This window comes from Pseudogemmatithrix spongiicola (assembly GCF_030623445.1).
Lineage (GTDB): Bacteria > Gemmatimonadota > Gemmatimonadetes > Gemmatimonadales > Gemmatimonadaceae > Pseudogemmatithrix > Pseudogemmatithrix spongiicola.
This window is the reverse complement of sequence record NZ_CP130613.1, coordinates 2,566,400-2,581,576: the sequence shown is the minus strand read 5'-3', so window position 1 is coordinate 2,581,576 and position 15,177 is coordinate 2,566,400. Positions and strand designations below refer to the sequence as shown.

Here is a 15,177-nt window from a genome sequence, read left to right as displayed (position 1 = left end):
CACTCCAACCGGACCGTATGGCGAAAGAAGAAGCGATCGAACTCGAAGGGACCGTCAGCGAAGTGTTGCCCAGCGCGACCTTTCGCGTCCTGCTGTCGAACGGGCACGACGTGCTCGCGACGATGGCCGGCAAGATGCGGCGGTTCCGCATCCGGGTCCTCCAGGGCGATCGCGTCACGGTCGAGGTCTCACCGTACGATCTGAGCCGCGGCCGCATCACGTTCCGCCACAAGAACTGATCGACGCCACCGGGAACGCGAAAGGGGCGCGCATCCGCATGGATGCGCGCCCCTCATCGCTTACCGGCTATGACGACCGAACGCGCGGTCCAGCGGCTTAGTGCGCCGCGGCCTCGGCCTTCGGCTTGTCGGGCTTCTGGTAGGTGGCCTTGTGAATCGAGAACGCAGCCACGTTGGCGACGATCGCGAGCACGATGATGGCGGCGGCGAAGCCCCACCCGAGCTTGTTGGGATCGTGCGCAGTCCCGCTGTTCGACATTCGCAGCTCCACGTGAGGAGGTTCAGGAGCCGAATGCTAACGACTGACGGGGCGTTCCCGCCACTGGGGACGGCGGCATCTCAGCGGCCGCGGAAACGCTCGAGCGCGCGGCGGTCCTGCTTGGTCGGCCGGCCAGGCGCCGCTTCCATCGCGGGGGCCGCCTTCGTGAGCTGCCAATGCAGCTTCTCCCGGGCCTCGCGCGATGCGGCGGTCTCCTCATAGAGCCGCTGCGCCTCCGGCGCCGGCCCGCGGCGCTCCGACGTGCCCCGCACGACGACGATGTGTTCGTACGGCCCGAGGCGCAGCCGGAGCTCGTCGCCCGGCTTCACGGACTTCGCGGGCTTGGCACGGTCGCCGTTCACGTACACCTTGCCACCGTCCACCGCGTCGGCCGCCAGCGAGCGCGTCTTGAAGAAGCGCGCCGCCCACAGCCACTTGTCGAGCCGGACCGGGTCGGTCCGCAGGGGGGCGTTCTCGTCGTGCATGAATGCAAGCTAATGCTGACGGCCGCGGGCGTTCGCCGTGCCGTGCTCGTATCGGGTCTGTTCGGGTTGGGTGCCTGCGGCGATCCCGCCGCGGAACAGGCCGCGGCCGAGCGCGCCGTGCGCCAGGAGATGGCCGCCGCGGAGACCACGGCGCGGCAAGCGGCGGCGCTGCCGAGCGACGGGCTGTGGACGGAGGCGCACGTGATGGATCGCCTCCTGCGCGCCGGCGTCGCGCCACGCGCGAACCCCGACCCCGCGCCGGACGCCGCCTGGATGGGACAGCCGCCGATTCGGCTGCTGGCCGGGGGCGGGACGGTCTATGCGTGGATCTACCCGGACTCCGTGGCCCGCCGACGCATCACCGACCGGCTGGATTCGCTCACGGCCGCGCCTCCGGGGCAGACCACGCCGTTCGCGCCTCCGATGCTCATGGTGACGAACAACAACCTGGTCGTCGTCATTACGGGCGGCCGCCTCACGAATCACGAGCGCATCGCGCTCGCGATCCAGGCCGGCCTCCCCGTCATCCCGTAGCGCTGGGGGCGGTCCCGGGGGAACCCGGGCGGCCTCTGGGCGGTACAAGCGCAGATTTCTCCCCGACGGAACGGATTTTCCCCTCTTGGGAAAGCCGTGCCATGGGAACAAATTGCAAGACCGACATTTTTAGTCCCTGAAATGCCGACGACGTCATGAGGACCCTTCCGCGCGCTGTGCGCCTGACACAGCACATCGCCCAGCGTCTTGGGCTCGACGATCCCGGTGCCGCCTGGCGCGAGGATCTCCGTCGCCTGCACCTCCCGGAAGAGAGCGCCGCAGACCTCGCCGAGGCCATCGTGGAGAGTGGCCGGCGCTGCGGCGTCGCGTTCCTCCGCCAATCGTACGCGGCGGCGGAGTTCCGCTCCGCGATGCGTGACGTCACCGCGCCGCTGGCCATCGTGGCGCAGCAGCCGACGAGCGGCGTCTGCGGTGCCGTGGTCGATGCCGTCGACGGTGACGTCGCGATTGCCCGGATCCTCACGACCGATGGGATCGGTGAGCAGGAGCGCTTCGGCTGGGATGCCCTGTTCGAGCGGCTTGCCGGCAGCAGCGGCGTTGTCGGCGTGCTGTTCCCCGCCAAGGTGTTGCCGGAAGCGGTGCTGGGCCCCAGCGCCGATGCCGCGGACCGCACGCCGATGGAGCGCCTCTGGGAGCTGCTGGTCCTCGAGAAGGGGAACATCGGCCTGGTCTACGCCTACGCCACGCTGGTCGGCCTGTTCTCGCTCACGCTGCCGCTCGGCGTGCAGGCGATCATCGGGCTCGTGTCGGGCGGCCTGTTCCTGCAGCCGATCGTCATCCTCATCGCCTTCGTCATCCTCGGCACCGCGGCGACCGGCGTGCTGCAAGTGCTGCAGCTGAGCGCGGTCGAGCGCATCCAGCAGCGCATCTTCGCCCGCATCGCGCTGGAGTTCTCGCTGCGCGTGCCGCGCGTGAGTGTGGAGCAGTGGCTCAAGGACGACTTGCCGGAGCGCATGAACCGCTTCTTCGAAGTGGTGACCATCCAGAAGTCGTTGGGCAAGCTGCTCACCGGCGCGACGACGGCGCTGCTGCAGGTGCTCTTCGGCCTGCTGTTGCTCACGTTCTACCACTACTACTTCACGTTCTTCTGGATCGGCATGGTGGTGCTGCTCTGGGGCGTGCTGAAACTGACGTATCCCAAGGGGCTCGAGACGAGCCTCATGGAGAGCAAGTTCAAGTACCGCGCCGTGCACTGGCTCGAGGAGTTGGCGCGCACGGTGGCCTCGTTCAAGGCGGCCGGCCGCGCGACGCCGGCGCTGGCCCGCATGGACGAGCACGTGAGCGGCTACCTCAAGTACCGCCAGAAGCATTTCAAGGTGCTGGTGTGGCAGGCACTCTCGGCCGTGGGCCTCAAGGCGCTCATCACCGGCTCGCTGCTGATCATCGGCAGCGTGCTGGTGATCCAGGGCCAGATCACGCTGGGCCAGTTCGTGGCGGCCGAGTTGGTGGTGGTGACGGTGCTGGCGGGCGTCGAGAAGCTCGTCGACTCGCTCGACGAGGTCTACGACCTGCTCACCGCGGTCTACAAGCTCGGCGGCGTGACGGATCTGCCGCTGGAGCCGGTGGGCGGACTTACCCTGCCGGACGACGGCACGGGCATCGCCGTGAAGCTGCAGGATGTCTCGTACAGCTATCCCGCGGCCAACCGGCCGGCGCTGTCGGGCATCTCGCTCGACGTGCGCCCGGGTGGCAAGGTGGCGATCACCGGCTCGGACGGTGCGGGATCGTCCACGGTCCTCGGCATCGTGGCCGGCTTGCTGCCGCACTACGGCGGCGTCGTGCAGGTCGGTGGCATCACGCTCCGCGATGTCGATCCGGCGACGCTACGCGACCGCATCGGGCTCGTGCTCGGCCCGGGCGAGGTGTTCGAAGGTTCGGTCGAGGAGAACGTGTCGCTGGGGCGTGCGGGCATCAGCACGGCCGATGTGATGCGCGCGCTCGAAGCGGTCGGCGCGGCCGATGACGTCCAGGCCTTGGCGCTGGGGCTGCGCACGCCGTTGGCGAGCGGCGGGCGCGGGCTGCCGTCCACCCTGCGCGTGCGCCTGCTCATTGCGCGCGCCATCGTGGCGCGCCCGCGGCTCATCGTCCTCGACGAGGTGCTCGCGACGGTTGAGCCGGCGGCGCGCCACGAACTCATCCAGGTGCTGACGGGACCGAACGCCCCGTGGACGCTGTTCATCGTGTCGCACGATCCCGAGGTCTTCGCCTCGGTGGAAACGGTGTTGGTGCTTCGCGATGGCGTGACGCATGCGGCCAAGCCCTGGAAGGACCTCGCGAGCGACATCTTCGTGCGCGAGCTCGTGCCCAGCAGCCGGAGCGTCGCCTGATGGCCACCACCTCTGACCTCCTCGACCGCCGCGACGCCTCGCTCGAGAGCGTGCGCTTGCTCGCGCGCCAGCCCTCGCTGCGCACGCTGCTGATGTGGATCGGCGGCGTGCTCGGCATCATGCTCATCGTCGCGTTCCTGCCGTGGCAGCAGAACGTCGCGGGCGCGGGCGAGGTGACGGCACTGCAGCCGGCCGACCGTCCGCAGGAGGCCGTCGCGGCCATCGGTGGGCGCATCAGCGAGTGGTACGTGCAGGAAGGCGACTCGGTGAAGGTGGGCGATCCGATCGTCGCCCTCGCCGAGGTGAAGCAGGAGTATCTCGATCCGCTCACGCTCGACCGGCTCGGCGAGCAGGTGGCGGCCAAGCGGCGCTCCGTCGAGGAGAAGCGGGCCAAGGCCGCCGCCCTCGCCGACCAGGCCATCGCGCTGGACTCGTTGCGCACGCTGGCCCGCATCCGCGCGGACAACCGCATCCAGCAGATCACGGCGTCGCTGGCGGCGGCGCAGCTCGAGGACTCGATCGCGACCGTGCAGGCCGAGCGCATCCAGCAGCTGGAGCGCGAGGGCTTGCGGTCGCGCGCGGAGCTGGAGATGGCCCGTCAGCGGCAGCAGCGTGCGGCGGCGCTGGCCATCGAGCAGCGCGCCGCGTTGCTCACGGTGCGCGCCGAACGGTCGGCGGTCGATGCCGACTATGCCGAGAAGATCGCCAAGGTGGAGAGCGATCGCCGCGCGACGTTGGCCGAGGTGGCGGACGGCATCGCCGAGATCGCCAAGCTCGCGACGGGTGAGGCGAACATGTCCGAGCGCCAGGACCTCCTGATGGTGCGCGCCCCGCGCGACGGCATCGTCGTGCGGGCGTTGCGGGCGGGCATCGGCGAAGTCGTGAAGGACGGCGAAGCGGTCGCGACCGTGCAGGCCGCGAACCCCGAACTCGCGGTGGCGCTGCAGGTGAACGCGCGCGACGTGCCGCTGATTCGCGTCGGTGACGAGGTGCGGCTGGAGTTTGCGGGCTGGCCGGCGCTGCAGTTCAGCGGCTGGCCCAACGCCTCGCTCGGCACCTTTGGCGGCCGCGTCGCCGTCGTGGATCAGGTGGCGTTGCCCAACGGCTACTACCGCGTGCTCGTTGCGCCCGATTCCGCGCAGCCCGCGTGGCCGCGGGAGCTGCTCATGGGGTCGGGCGTGCGCGGCTGGGCGATGCTCCGCGAGGTGCGCGTGTGGTTCGAGGTCTGGCGCACGATCAACGGCTTTCCGCCGGCGGTGCCGCAGTCGGGGCTCACGCCGACCAGCGGCGGCAGCGGGTACTCGGGCACGCGCAACGCGGCGAGCCCGGCGCCAGCCAAGTCCGCCCCGTGAGACGCGCGGCGTTGGCCGCGGTGGTGGGCCTGCTGCTCGCGTCGGCGACGGCGCGGGCGCAGGCTGCGGCCTCCGCTGGTCCGGAGATCACGCTCGAAGCCTTCCTGGCCCGCGTCATCGCGCAGCATCCGCAGGTGCGGCAGGCCGAGGCCGCGCGCCGGCAGGCGGACGCGGATGCGCTCACCGCGCGCGGAGGGTTCGACCCCTACCTGAGCGCGATGTGGGACACCAAGCGTTTCAAGGGCATCGGCTATTACGATGAATTGGACGCGCGTCTGGTGCTGCCTACGCCCTGGGGCGTCGATTTCAAGCTCGGGTGGGAGCGCGCGGCGGGCCAGATCATCAACCCCGAGCGCGCCACGCCGACTGAAGGCTTGTTGTCGTTCGGCGTCTCGCTGCCGATCGGTCCGCGGATCCTGACCGACGAGCGTCGCACCGCCCTGCGTCAGGCGGAGATCGCCCAAGAGGCTGCGGACGCGGACCGCGACGCGGCGGTGGCGCGCGTGCTGCAGTCGGCCGCACGGGACTGGGGGCTGTGGTCCGAGATGGAACGCCGGGCCCGCATCACGGCCGAGGGCGTGTCGTTGGCGCGCTTCCGGCTGGAGGCGCTGCGGCGGCGCGTGGAGACCGGCGATGCCGCTGCCATCGACACGATCGAAGCGTTGGCCGAAGTGCGTTCGCGCGAAGTCCTGCGGCTCGATGCACAGGCCGCCGCGGCCGCGGCGCGGCTCGTCGCCGAGGGATGGCTGTGGCGGCCGGACGGTACGCCAGATCGGTTGCCGGACGGCGCGGTCGCGGCGCCGCGGGCGATGCTCGCGCAGGAAACGATGCTGCAGGACCGCGTCTCGGGCGATGGCCTGCGCTTCTTGGTCGCGCGGCATCCGTTCGTGCAACAGGCGACCGCGCGGTGGCGGCAGGCCGAGGCGGCGCGTCGTCTCGCGGCGGTGAGCATCCTGCCGAGCGCCAGCGTCGAGCTGAGCGGCCTGTCGGCCGGCGGCACGCTCGGGGACATCAATCCCCCGTCGCTGAGCGGCGAGGAGAGCAAGTTCAGCGGCAACGTGCGGCTTCCGCTGTTCCCGCGGCGCGAGGTCGGTCGCCTGCGGGCAGCGGAGGAGCGGACCCGCGTGCTGCAGCTCGAACGCGATCGCGTGCGACGCGACGTGGAGATCGAGGCGGGCCGCGCCCTGCTCGAGCTCACCACGGTGGATTCGCAGTTGGTGCGGCAGGAGAGCTTGGTCACGCTGCAGGAGCGGCTGCTCGCGGCGGAGCAGCAGCGCTTCGCCGCCGGCGAGAGCACGCTGCTCGTCGTGAACCTGCGCGAGCGCGCGCTGCTCGACGAGCGGTTGCGGCTTGCGGCGTTGGTGGCGCGGCGCGCCCGGGCGCTCGGCACGCTCGCGGTGGCGACGGGAACCCCGCAACTTTCGCTGGGTGAAACACCGGGTCGGACTCCACGGTAGGACGGATTCGACCGCCCCTCAACTCCGCCCATGCGCGCCCTGCGTCCCCTCGCGGCCCTCGCCGCCCTCGTCTGCTCGTCAGTTCCTGCCGCGGCCCAAGGCGGACTCCCGGTCAATCTCCAGGTCGGTCTCCCACAAGGGGAGTTTGCGAACAACGTCAGCATCGCCGGTGGCTTCGGCGTGGCCGGTCTCTTTCCGCTCGCGTCGGAGTTCGGCGTCCGGGCGGGCTTCGACCTCCAGATTTACGGCAGCGAGTCACGGCGCGTGCCGTTGGGCGGCGGTGTGCTCGGCTTGATCCTGGTGGACGTGACCACCACGAACGCGATCGTCGGCGGCAGCGTCGGCGCGCAAGTCGGCATGCCCAGCGGCCGCGCGAAGCCCTATCTGGCCGGGATGCTCGGGTTCTCGAACTTCAATACGGTGACGCGCGCCGAGGGCTCGAACTCGGAGGATGAGCCGTTCGCGTCGACGACGAACTCCTCGGACAACGCGTTCTCGAAGCATGTGCTCGCGGGCCTGTACCTGCCGCTGAAGGGCGGTGAAGTGCTCTTCGACATCGGCGGTCGCTACACGTGGAATGGCGAGTCGGTGCGTTACCTGACACCCGGCGGCATCTCCGAGGATGCGGGCGGCAACATCCTCATCAAGCCGAAGAACACGCGTGCCGACCTGCTCACGATCACGATCGGCGTCACCTTCCGCTTCGACGGGCAGCGACGTCGCTGAGGCTGTCCCGGATCAGTCGTCCGTTCGCCAGCGGCGCTCGCGCTTCACGCCCGAGCGCCGCTTCTTTTCGTCGAGCCGCTGCTCGCGCTGACCGCGGCTGGGTTTGGTGGCCCGCCGCGCCTTGGGCACCGTCAGGCCGTTGCGGACCAGGGCCGCCAGCCGACCGAGGGCGAGGGCCCGGTTCTGGGTCTGGCTCCGCGTATCGGACGCGACGACGCGCAGACCGCCCCGGGCATCGAGCTTGGTCGCGAGGCGGGCCTCGAGCCGCTGGCGCTGGTCGTCGTCGAGCGCCGTGGACTGGCGCAGGTTCCACTGGACTTCGACGCGCGTGGAGCTGGTGTTGACGTGCTGGCCTCCCGGCCCGCCGGACTTGGTGGCACGGACCACCAGTTCCTGTGCGGGTATCCGGACACGGGCGTTGACGAAGAGGCGTCCCTCCTCGTCCCAGAGATCAGGCGTCGCCACGAGGCCACCTGGTGTTGCAGAATGCGAGAGTAATCGTCACCTTAGAACTCTTGTGAAATGCAATACCGGAGCCCGACCTGACGCCTAACCGAGTCCGCACCCCGGAGCGCATACTCGCCGTGCTGGATCCGCGGCGTCTGCTGAACGGGATATACGTCGGTCGACTGCTCGTCGCGAGTGCCAACTTCGCGTGGGCGGTGATGTTCGCGCTGTTCGCGAACCCGATGAACACCGTCATCGCCGCTACGGCATTCGTCGCGGCGATGGCGCTCACGGCGACGTCCTATATCCGCACGGAAATCAACCGTCGGCACGCCGGGCCCGGCTTCCTGTACGCGCAGTTCGTCCACGACCTCCTGCTGGTGACCGTGGTCGTGCACCTCACCGGCGGCGGTGACTCGCAGTTCGCCGCGCTCTACATCCTGGTGAACGCCACCGCCGCGCTGCTGCTGCCGATCGGCAGCTCGTTGCTGCTCGCGCTGCTCGGCAGCGTGCTGTACGCGGGCGATGCCTTCTTGGTGAGCGGCGGGGAGATCTCGATCGCCCTGTTGCTGCAATTGGTGGTGTTCGTGCTCGTCGTGGTCGGGACGAGCTACATCGCCGGGCAGCTGCAGGAAGCGGGGCAGGGGCGCGAGCAACTCGAGGCGGAACTGGCCAGCGCGCAGGTGCGCGCCGCGGACATCCTCGCGAACATCCGCGCGGCCATCATCACGGTCGACGACCTCGGGCGCTTGCTCTACGCCAATCCGGCGGCGTCGCGGTTGCTCGGCGTGCCCTTCGAGGCGTTGGGGGGGCAGCCCGTGCTGCGGCAGCTGCAGACGGTCTCGCCCGCCGTCGCCGACGCGGTCGAGGCCACGATTGCCGGCCGGCACGGGGCCGCCCGCATCGAAGGGGCGCTCGCCCGTGAGGGCCGGACCATCCCCCTCGGCATCACCACGACGGCCGTCTCGGGCGACCTGCGTCCCGTCGGGGGTGCGACGACCGTGATCGTGCAGGACATCTCGGACGAGAAGCGCCTCGAGGCGCTGCGCCTGCGCGCCCAGCGCCTCGAAGCCGTCGCCGAACTCAGCGCCTCGCTGGCGCACGAGATCAAGAATCCGCTCGCGAGCATCCGCTCCTCGGTGGAGCAGCTCGCCCGCCGCGCCACGGCTACCGACGATGAGCGCACCCTCGGGGCCTTGATCACACGCGAGTCCGACCGCCTGTCGCGCCTGCTCTCGGAGTTCCTCGATTTCTCGCGCGTGCAGGCGGAACGGCGCGAAGAGCTGGACCTCCGCGACGTCGTGCGGTCGGCCGTCGCGCTGGCCGGAACGCATCCCGATCGCAGCGCGACCGTCGCCGTGGACGTGGACCTGCCGTCCGAGCCGACGCCGCTGGCTGGGGATGAAGACCTGTTGCATCGCGCGGTCTTCAACCTCGTGCTGAACGCGTGCCAAGCCGTGGGCGACCACGGCCATGTCGCGGTTTCATTGCGCGCCGTGCGCGAGGCCGATCGCTTGGCGGGGCTGCCCTTCGCCGGCGCCTCGTACGCCCTCGAGGTCCACGACGACGGACCGGGCATCCCGCCGGACATCCAGGACCGCCTCTTCGAACCGTTCGCGACGACCAAGTCCGGCGGCAGCGGCCTCGGCCTCGCCGTCGTGCATCGCGCCATCGAAGCGCATCGCGGTGTGATCCTCGTCGACAGCGATCGCGCCGGGACCCGCTTCACCGTGTATCTGCCCACCGACGACGACCCCTCGGGAGCGTCCCTATGACCGATCCATCCCGCCGCCCCACCGTGCTCGTCGTCGATGACGAGACAGGCATCCTGCAGACGCTCGAGATCCTGCTGCGCGCCGAGGGCTTCGACGTGCACACCGCCCACGGCGGCAAGGCCGCGCTCGAGCGCATCCCGCAGCTCACGCCGGACATCATCATCTCGGACGTGCGCATGCCCGGAGTCGGCGGCGTCGAGGTGCTGAACGCCGCGCGCGAGCACGACGCCGAGGTGCCCGTCATCCTCATGACCGCGCAGGCCACGCTGCAGACGGCGATGCAGGCGGTGAATGCCGGCGCGTTCTACTACATCCAGAAGCCGTTCCGCAACGACGAGCTGCTGGCCATCCTGCGGCGGGCGGCGGAGCATCGCGCGCTGCGCCTCGAGAACAAGTCGCTGAAGCGCGAGATGAAGCGGCGCGAGCGGAAGAACGCACCGGCCCCGGTCGGCGCGCACCCGGCGTGGATCGAGGCGCTGTCGCTCGCCGAGGCGGTGGCGCACACGGAGTCGACGGTACTGATCACCGGCGAGTCCGGCACGGGCAAGGAGGTCGTGGCGCGCTACATCCACGAGCTCTCGATGCGCGCCGAGGCGACGTTCGCGTCCATCAATTGCGGCGCGTTGCCCGAGGGCCTGCTCGAGAGCGAACTGTTCGGGCACGTGAAGGGCTCGTTCACCGGCGCCGTGAAGGACAAGGAGGGCCTGTTCACCGCGGCGGCCGGCGGCACGTTCTTCCTCGACGAGATCGGCGAGACCACGCCAGCCACCCAAGTGAAGCTGCTGCGCGTGCTGCAGCACCGCGAAGTGATTCCCGTCGGCGCCACCGAAGCGGTGCCCATCGACACGCGCATCATCGCCGCGACGAACCGCGACCTTGAGGAGGAGATCCGGCGCGGGGCGTTCCGCCGCGACCTGTTCTATCGCCTCAACGTCATCGCCATCCACCTGCCGCCGCTGCGCGAGCGCCGGGAGGACATCCCGCTGCTCGCCGAGGCCTTCCTCCGCCGCGGCGCCGCGCTGCGCGGGGGCGAGACGAAGCAGCTGAGCCAAGAGGCGGGTGACGCGCTGCGCGAGTACAACTGGCCGGGTAACGTGCGCGAGCTCGAGAACGCGCTGGAGCGCGCGCTCATCCTCACGCATGGGCCGACCATCCAACTCAGCGCCCTGCCGGAACGCATCACCGAACGCCGCAGCGAGCCGCTGATCGCCGACCGCATCGCGGCCAACCCGACGCTGGAGTTGATCGAGCGGGCGTACATCCAATGGGTGCTGCAGAGCGAGGGGGGCAACAAGACCCGCGCGGCCGAGGTGTTGGGCATCGATCCGTCCACGCTGCACCGCAAGCTGTCGCGGTACGGAGGCGAGGCGTGAGGATCGCCATGATGGCGGGGAGCATCCGCGCGCGTCTCGACCAGGTGACCCCGACGCGCGCCGCGCTGCTCACGGCGGTGATCACCCTGCTCGCGGGACTGCTGACCCTGACCACGGACCTGATCGGCGTCTTTCACGACGATGCCGTCTACGTGCTGATCGGCAAGGCCGTGGCCGAAGGGCAGGGTTTCGTGAACCCGCACCTCCCGGGCACGCCGGCGGCGATCCACTTCCCCCCGCTCTTCCCGTTGCTGCTCGCCGGCGTGCTCAAGCTCGCGCCGTCGTTCGCGGCGGGACTGGCCTGGATCAAGTTCGTGAATCCGGTGCTGCTCGCCATCGCGGCGTACGGCATGACGCTCGGGATCATCCGCTGGTTCGGTCTCGCGCCGTGGGTTGCCGCGGTGGTGATGCTCGCCTCGACCGTGAGCCTGCCGATGCTGGTGCTCACGAACGTCGTGATCTCCGAGCCGATGTTCGTGGCCCTCTTCGCGCCGACGGTCTTCGCCGCCGAGCGCCTGCGCCGCCGGGACGACCTGCCCGCCATCCTCCTCGCGGCCGCGCTCGCCGCCGCGTTGATCCTGACGCGCACCATCGGTGCGTCGGTGGTGATGGCGGCGTCGATGGTCTTCGTGCTCGAGCGCCGGTGGCGCGCGCTGTTCGGCTATGGGCTGCTCGTCGGCATCCTGCTCCTGCCGTGGCAGCTGTTCGTGGCGAAGCATGCGGGTGCGTACCCGCCCGAACTCGTCGGCGCCTACGGCAACTACCTGTCATGGGTCGGTGCCGGGTACCGCGAGAACGGGCTGCCGTTCGTCGCGGCCGTCTTCGAAAAGAACGTCGGCGACCTCTGGTGGTACGCCAAGGTGGTCCTGACCTCGACACTCGAGGCGAGCGCGCTCGGGACGGGTGCCGGCATCATCGCGTTCGCGCTGGCGCTCGGGGGGCTGGCGCTCGGACTTCGCCGTTCGCCGTCGCGCGTGGTCACGCTCGCGTTCGCCGGTTACATGGCCATCGTCCTCGTGTGGCCGTTCACCGTGCATCGCTTCGTCTGGACGTTGTGGCCGATCGTCGTCGCGCTGGCCTTCGTCGGGTTCCGCGAAGCCCTGCGGGAGTTGCGGGGCGCCGGGCGGCCGCGCGCCGCCGTCGGGCTCGTCGGCGTCGGCGCGCTCCTGTTGGTGGGATACGGCACCTACAACGGACGGGGGCTCGCGCTCGGCTGGGCGAGCAATGCGTCCCATGAAGTGTCGGCCTACGCCGAGATCCTCGTGCGCTACGTCAATGCCGACACGCGGCTGCAAGGCAGGCGCCTGGCGACGGAGTATGCCCCGATGGTCGCGCTCTACACCGGCCAGCAAGTGCTGCCGATCGACCGCCTCGACGTGCGCGATCACCTCCGGCAGAAGTCCGTCGAGGACCACGGCGCGATGCTGCAAGCCATCGATCGCCTCTACGCCCCCGATGCCTACGTGGTGATGGCCACGAGTCCGCAGATGCAGGCCTACGCCCAGACGTCGTTCGGCCCGTCCCGTAGGTTTCTCGAACTCACGCCCCGGGGCTTCCGGGTGCGTGCCTTCCTCCTGGTCAACGAACCATGATGATGTCACTCCCGCCCGTCCCGTCCCACATCCGGGGACGCACGCCGTTGCCGCTCGATGAGATCGTGCTGTCGGTGCTGATCCCCGTCTACAACGAGCGCTCCACGATCGAGACGATCCTCGACGCCGTGCGTGCGGTGCCGATCCGCACGCAGGTGATCTGCGTCGACGACTGCTCGACGGACGGCACGCGCGAGGAGCTCCAGCGCCTGTCTGCCGCCGGGAAGATCGATGTCCTGCGCCTGCACGAGGTGAATCGCGGCAAGGGCGCGGCCATACGCACCGCGCTCGCGGCGAGCACCGGCAACGTCGTCATCGTGCAGGACGCCGACCTCGAGTATGACCCGGCCGACTGGTCGGTGCTGCTGGCGCCCATCGTCGATGGCCGCGCCGACGCGGTGTTCGGCTCCCGGTTCCTCGGCGGGCAGCATCGCGTGCTGCACTTCTGGCACTCGGTGGGGAACCGCGTCCTCACGACGTTCAGCAACATGATGACGGACCTGAACCTCACGGACATGGAGACCTGCTACAAGGCCATCCGCGGGGACTTGGCTCGGAGCCTGACGCTCACGTCGGACCGCTTCGGATTCGAACCGGAGGTCACGGCACGCCTCGCGCAGGCGAAGGCGCGCATCTACGAAGTGCCGATCTCGTACGCGGGCCGTACCTACGCGGAAGGCAAGAAGATCGGGTGGCGCGACGGCGTGGCCGCCTTCTGGCACATCCTGCGAGCGTCCTTCACCCGATGAAGGCCTTCGTGGACGCCGCGGAGCACCGGCGCGTCGACAGCTGGCTCACGGCCGCCTGTCTCGCGCTCGGCGCGGGTCTCTACGCGACGAGCCTGCGGAACGGCTTCGCGTTCGACGACATCCCCATCATCGCGAACAACCCGATCGTGCGGGAGCTCGAGGGGCTGCTGCGCTACTTCAGCTCGAGCTACTGGGGGCCGAGCACCAGCGTCGAGTCGGCGTATCGCCCGATGACGCTGCGGGTCTTCGCGGTGCAATGGATGATCGGCTCGGGTTCTCCCTGGCCATTCCATTTCGTCGCGACCGTCCTGTACGGCATCTGCTGCGCGTTGGCCTACGGGATGGCGCGCAGCATGCTCGCCCCGGTGGGCGCGGCGGTCGCGGCACTCGCGTTCACCGTGACGCCGCTGCACGTCGAGGCGGTCGCGAACGTGGTCGGACAGGCCGAACTCTGGGTGTTCGCATGGACGGCGATTGCGTTCCTGCTCTACGTCGAGGCGCGCCGGGAACCGACGCTGCGGCCGATGCGCCTCGCGGCGATCGTCGGCGCGTACGCGGTGTCGCTCACGTTCAAGGAACACGCCATTGTCCTGCCCGCGCTGCTACTCGCGTACGAGTGCGGCTACGGCGTCGGCTGGCGGAGACTCCTGCGCCCGGAGGCGACGTCGGCGCGCGTCATCGTGCTGGCGTCGGGTATCGCGGCCGCCGTGTTCGTCGCCGTCCGCGCGGAGATCTCCACCGGCGACAGCTCGCAGTGGGACATCCGCGACTTCGGGGTCGTCGAGCGCAGCATCGTGATGCTGCGGCTCTTGCCGACGATCATGCGGCTGCTGCTCTGGCCGGCCCATCTCGCCGCGGACTATTCCCCGCAGTTCATCAGCGCCACGACGGACCTCGACGGGGCGTTCGCGGCCGGCGCGGCGATCCTCCTTGGGTTGGTCGTCGGCGCGTGGTATGCGGCCCGACGGGCGCCGGCGATCACGGTCGGCATCCTGTGGGCGGCGATTGCCTGGCTGCCCGTCTCCAACATCTTCTTCCGCAGCGGTGTGCTGATCGCGGAGCGCACGCTGTTCCTGCCGAGCTTCGGCATCGCGCTCGCGCTCGGGGCGCTCACGCCTGCGGTGTTGCGCCTCCTCGCCCCGCTCCGCGTGCTCCGCATGACGGTCGTCGCCGTCGCCGGCTGCGTCCTCGTGCTCGGCGGCGCCCGGACGTTGGAGCGCATTCCGGCGTGGGAGGACAACGCCGCCGTGTTCGCCCAGATGACCGTCGACACGCCGACCAATGCCCGCGCCTGGGCGGCACTTGCCGAGTACTACAACATGGTGGCTCGGGCCGAGCCTGCCGACTCGATGTATCGCAAGGCGATGGAACTCGACCCCGGGCATCGGCTCATCGAGCTGAACTACGGCCTGTTCCTCCAAGGGGTGGGCCGCTTCGACGAGGCGGCACCGATCTTCCGGCGCTTCCTGGAGGTGATGCCCGATGCGACGTCCGCGCACCTGGGCTTGGTCTCCTGTCTGTTGGCGACCCGGCAGTACAGCAGTGCGCGGCTGGCGATCCTCGACGCGCAGGCCCAGGACATCAATTACGGGCTCTTTCGGCGTCTCCGCCGGAGTACCGACTCGCTGCTCGTGGCGACCGACACGATCGATGCGCGCAACCGCTGGGCGCGCGAGGGCCGGCCCTTCGACCGCAGCGAGCGGCGGTTTCTCCTGACGATGGCCCGGGGTCGCGTCTGGTCAGCTTCCCTACGCCGCAGACTGCAAGAGATGCAGGCAACTGCGGTACCGGACAACCAGGCCAGCACAGGACGTGCTCCGTAAGTCGTTACTTTTGAACGG

At 69.8% G+C, this 15,177-nt stretch carries 14 protein-coding genes; 11 read left to right on the top strand and 3 right to left on the bottom strand.

Annotation, left to right across the window (positions count from 1 at the left end; all coding sequences use genetic code 11):
* Nucleotides 1-17: 17 nt before the first annotated feature.
* A complete protein-coding gene (infA, locus tag Strain318_RS11935; RefSeq protein WP_367885920.1) occupies nucleotides 18-239 on the top strand; it encodes a translation initiation factor IF-1 in 222 nt (73 codons plus the stop codon).
* A 97-nt stretch (nucleotides 240-336) separates the two neighbouring features.
* Here infA and Strain318_RS11930 read toward each other — a convergent pair whose 3' ends face one another.
* Nucleotides 337-498, bottom strand: a complete 162-nt coding sequence (locus tag Strain318_RS11930; protein WP_367885919.1) for a hypothetical protein — start codon at nucleotides 496-498, stop codon at nucleotides 337-339.
* A gap of 80 nt (nucleotides 499-578) precedes the next feature.
* On the bottom strand, nucleotides 579-983 hold the full coding sequence (locus Strain318_RS11925; protein ID WP_367885918.1) for an RNA-binding S4 domain-containing protein: 405 nt from the start codon (nucleotides 981-983) through the stop codon (nucleotides 579-581).
* Nucleotides 984-995: 12 nt separating this feature from the next.
* Between Strain318_RS11925 and Strain318_RS11920 the strand changes: the two genes are divergently transcribed.
* The 5 genes from Strain318_RS11920 (at nucleotide 996) to Strain318_RS11900 (ending at nucleotide 7,400) form a co-directional block, all read left to right on the top strand.
* On the top strand, nucleotides 996-1,517 hold the full coding sequence (locus Strain318_RS11920; RefSeq protein WP_367885917.1) for a hypothetical protein: 522 nt from the start codon (nucleotides 996-998) through the stop codon (nucleotides 1,515-1,517).
* 155 nt (nucleotides 1,518-1,672) lie between these two features.
* Nucleotides 1,673-3,865 (top strand): peptidase domain-containing ABC transporter, encoded by a 2,193-nt coding sequence (locus Strain318_RS11915; protein WP_367885916.1) that lies wholly within the window; start codon nucleotides 1,673-1,675, stop codon nucleotides 3,863-3,865.
* On the top strand, nucleotides 3,865-5,217 hold the full coding sequence (locus tag Strain318_RS11910; RefSeq protein WP_367885915.1) for an HlyD family secretion protein: 1,353 nt from the start codon (nucleotides 3,865-3,867) through the stop codon (nucleotides 5,215-5,217). The genes Strain318_RS11915 and Strain318_RS11910 overlap by 1 nt, the downstream gene beginning before the upstream one ends.
* Nucleotides 5,214-6,674 carry a TolC family protein gene (locus Strain318_RS11905; protein WP_367885914.1) on the top strand — a complete coding sequence of 487 codons (1,461 nt, stop codon included), beginning with the start codon at nucleotides 5,214-5,216 and terminating at the stop codon, nucleotides 6,672-6,674. The genes Strain318_RS11910 and Strain318_RS11905 overlap by 4 nt, the downstream gene beginning before the upstream one ends.
* 30 nt (nucleotides 6,675-6,704) lie before the next feature.
* Nucleotides 6,705-7,400 carry a hypothetical protein gene (locus Strain318_RS11900; protein WP_367885913.1) on the top strand — a complete coding sequence of 232 codons (696 nt, stop codon included), beginning with the start codon at nucleotides 6,705-6,707 and terminating at the stop codon, nucleotides 7,398-7,400.
* A gap of 12 nt (nucleotides 7,401-7,412) precedes the next feature.
* Here Strain318_RS11900 and arfB read toward each other — a convergent pair whose 3' ends face one another.
* Nucleotides 7,413-7,865: an alternative ribosome rescue aminoacyl-tRNA hydrolase ArfB gene (gene arfB / locus Strain318_RS11895; protein WP_367885912.1), complete on the bottom strand. Its 453-nt coding sequence runs from the start codon at nucleotides 7,863-7,865 to the stop codon at nucleotides 7,413-7,415.
* Between the two features lie 119 nt (nucleotides 7,866-7,984).
* On the opposite strand from arfB, the gene Strain318_RS11890 reads away from it, so the two are divergent.
* Genes Strain318_RS11890 through Strain318_RS11870 form a run of 5 tightly spaced genes read left to right on the top strand, consistent with a single transcriptional unit; the run spans nucleotide 7,985 to nucleotide 15,159 of the window.
* A complete protein-coding gene (locus Strain318_RS11890; RefSeq protein WP_367885911.1) occupies nucleotides 7,985-9,622 on the top strand; it encodes a two-component system sensor histidine kinase NtrB in 1,638 nt (545 codons plus the stop codon).
* Nucleotides 9,619-10,995, top strand: coding sequence for a sigma-54-dependent transcriptional regulator (locus Strain318_RS11885; RefSeq protein WP_367885910.1), 1,377 nt, complete (start codon nucleotides 9,619-9,621; stop codon nucleotides 10,993-10,995). Before Strain318_RS11890 ends, Strain318_RS11885 begins: the two co-directional genes overlap by 4 nt.
* Entirely contained in the window at nucleotides 10,992-12,587 is a 1,596-nt protein-coding gene (locus Strain318_RS11880; protein ID WP_367885909.1) for a hypothetical protein, read from the top strand. Before Strain318_RS11885 ends, Strain318_RS11880 begins: the two co-directional genes overlap by 4 nt.
* A complete protein-coding gene (locus Strain318_RS11875; protein WP_437436303.1) occupies nucleotides 12,584-13,336 on the top strand; it encodes a glycosyltransferase family 2 protein in 753 nt (250 codons plus the stop codon). Before Strain318_RS11880 ends, Strain318_RS11875 begins: the two co-directional genes overlap by 4 nt.
* Nucleotides 13,333-15,159 (top strand): tetratricopeptide repeat protein, encoded by a 1,827-nt coding sequence (locus Strain318_RS11870; protein ID WP_367885908.1) that lies wholly within the window; start codon nucleotides 13,333-13,335, stop codon nucleotides 15,157-15,159. The genes Strain318_RS11875 and Strain318_RS11870 overlap by 4 nt, the downstream gene beginning before the upstream one ends.
* Nucleotides 15,160-15,177: the final 18 nt, after the last annotated feature.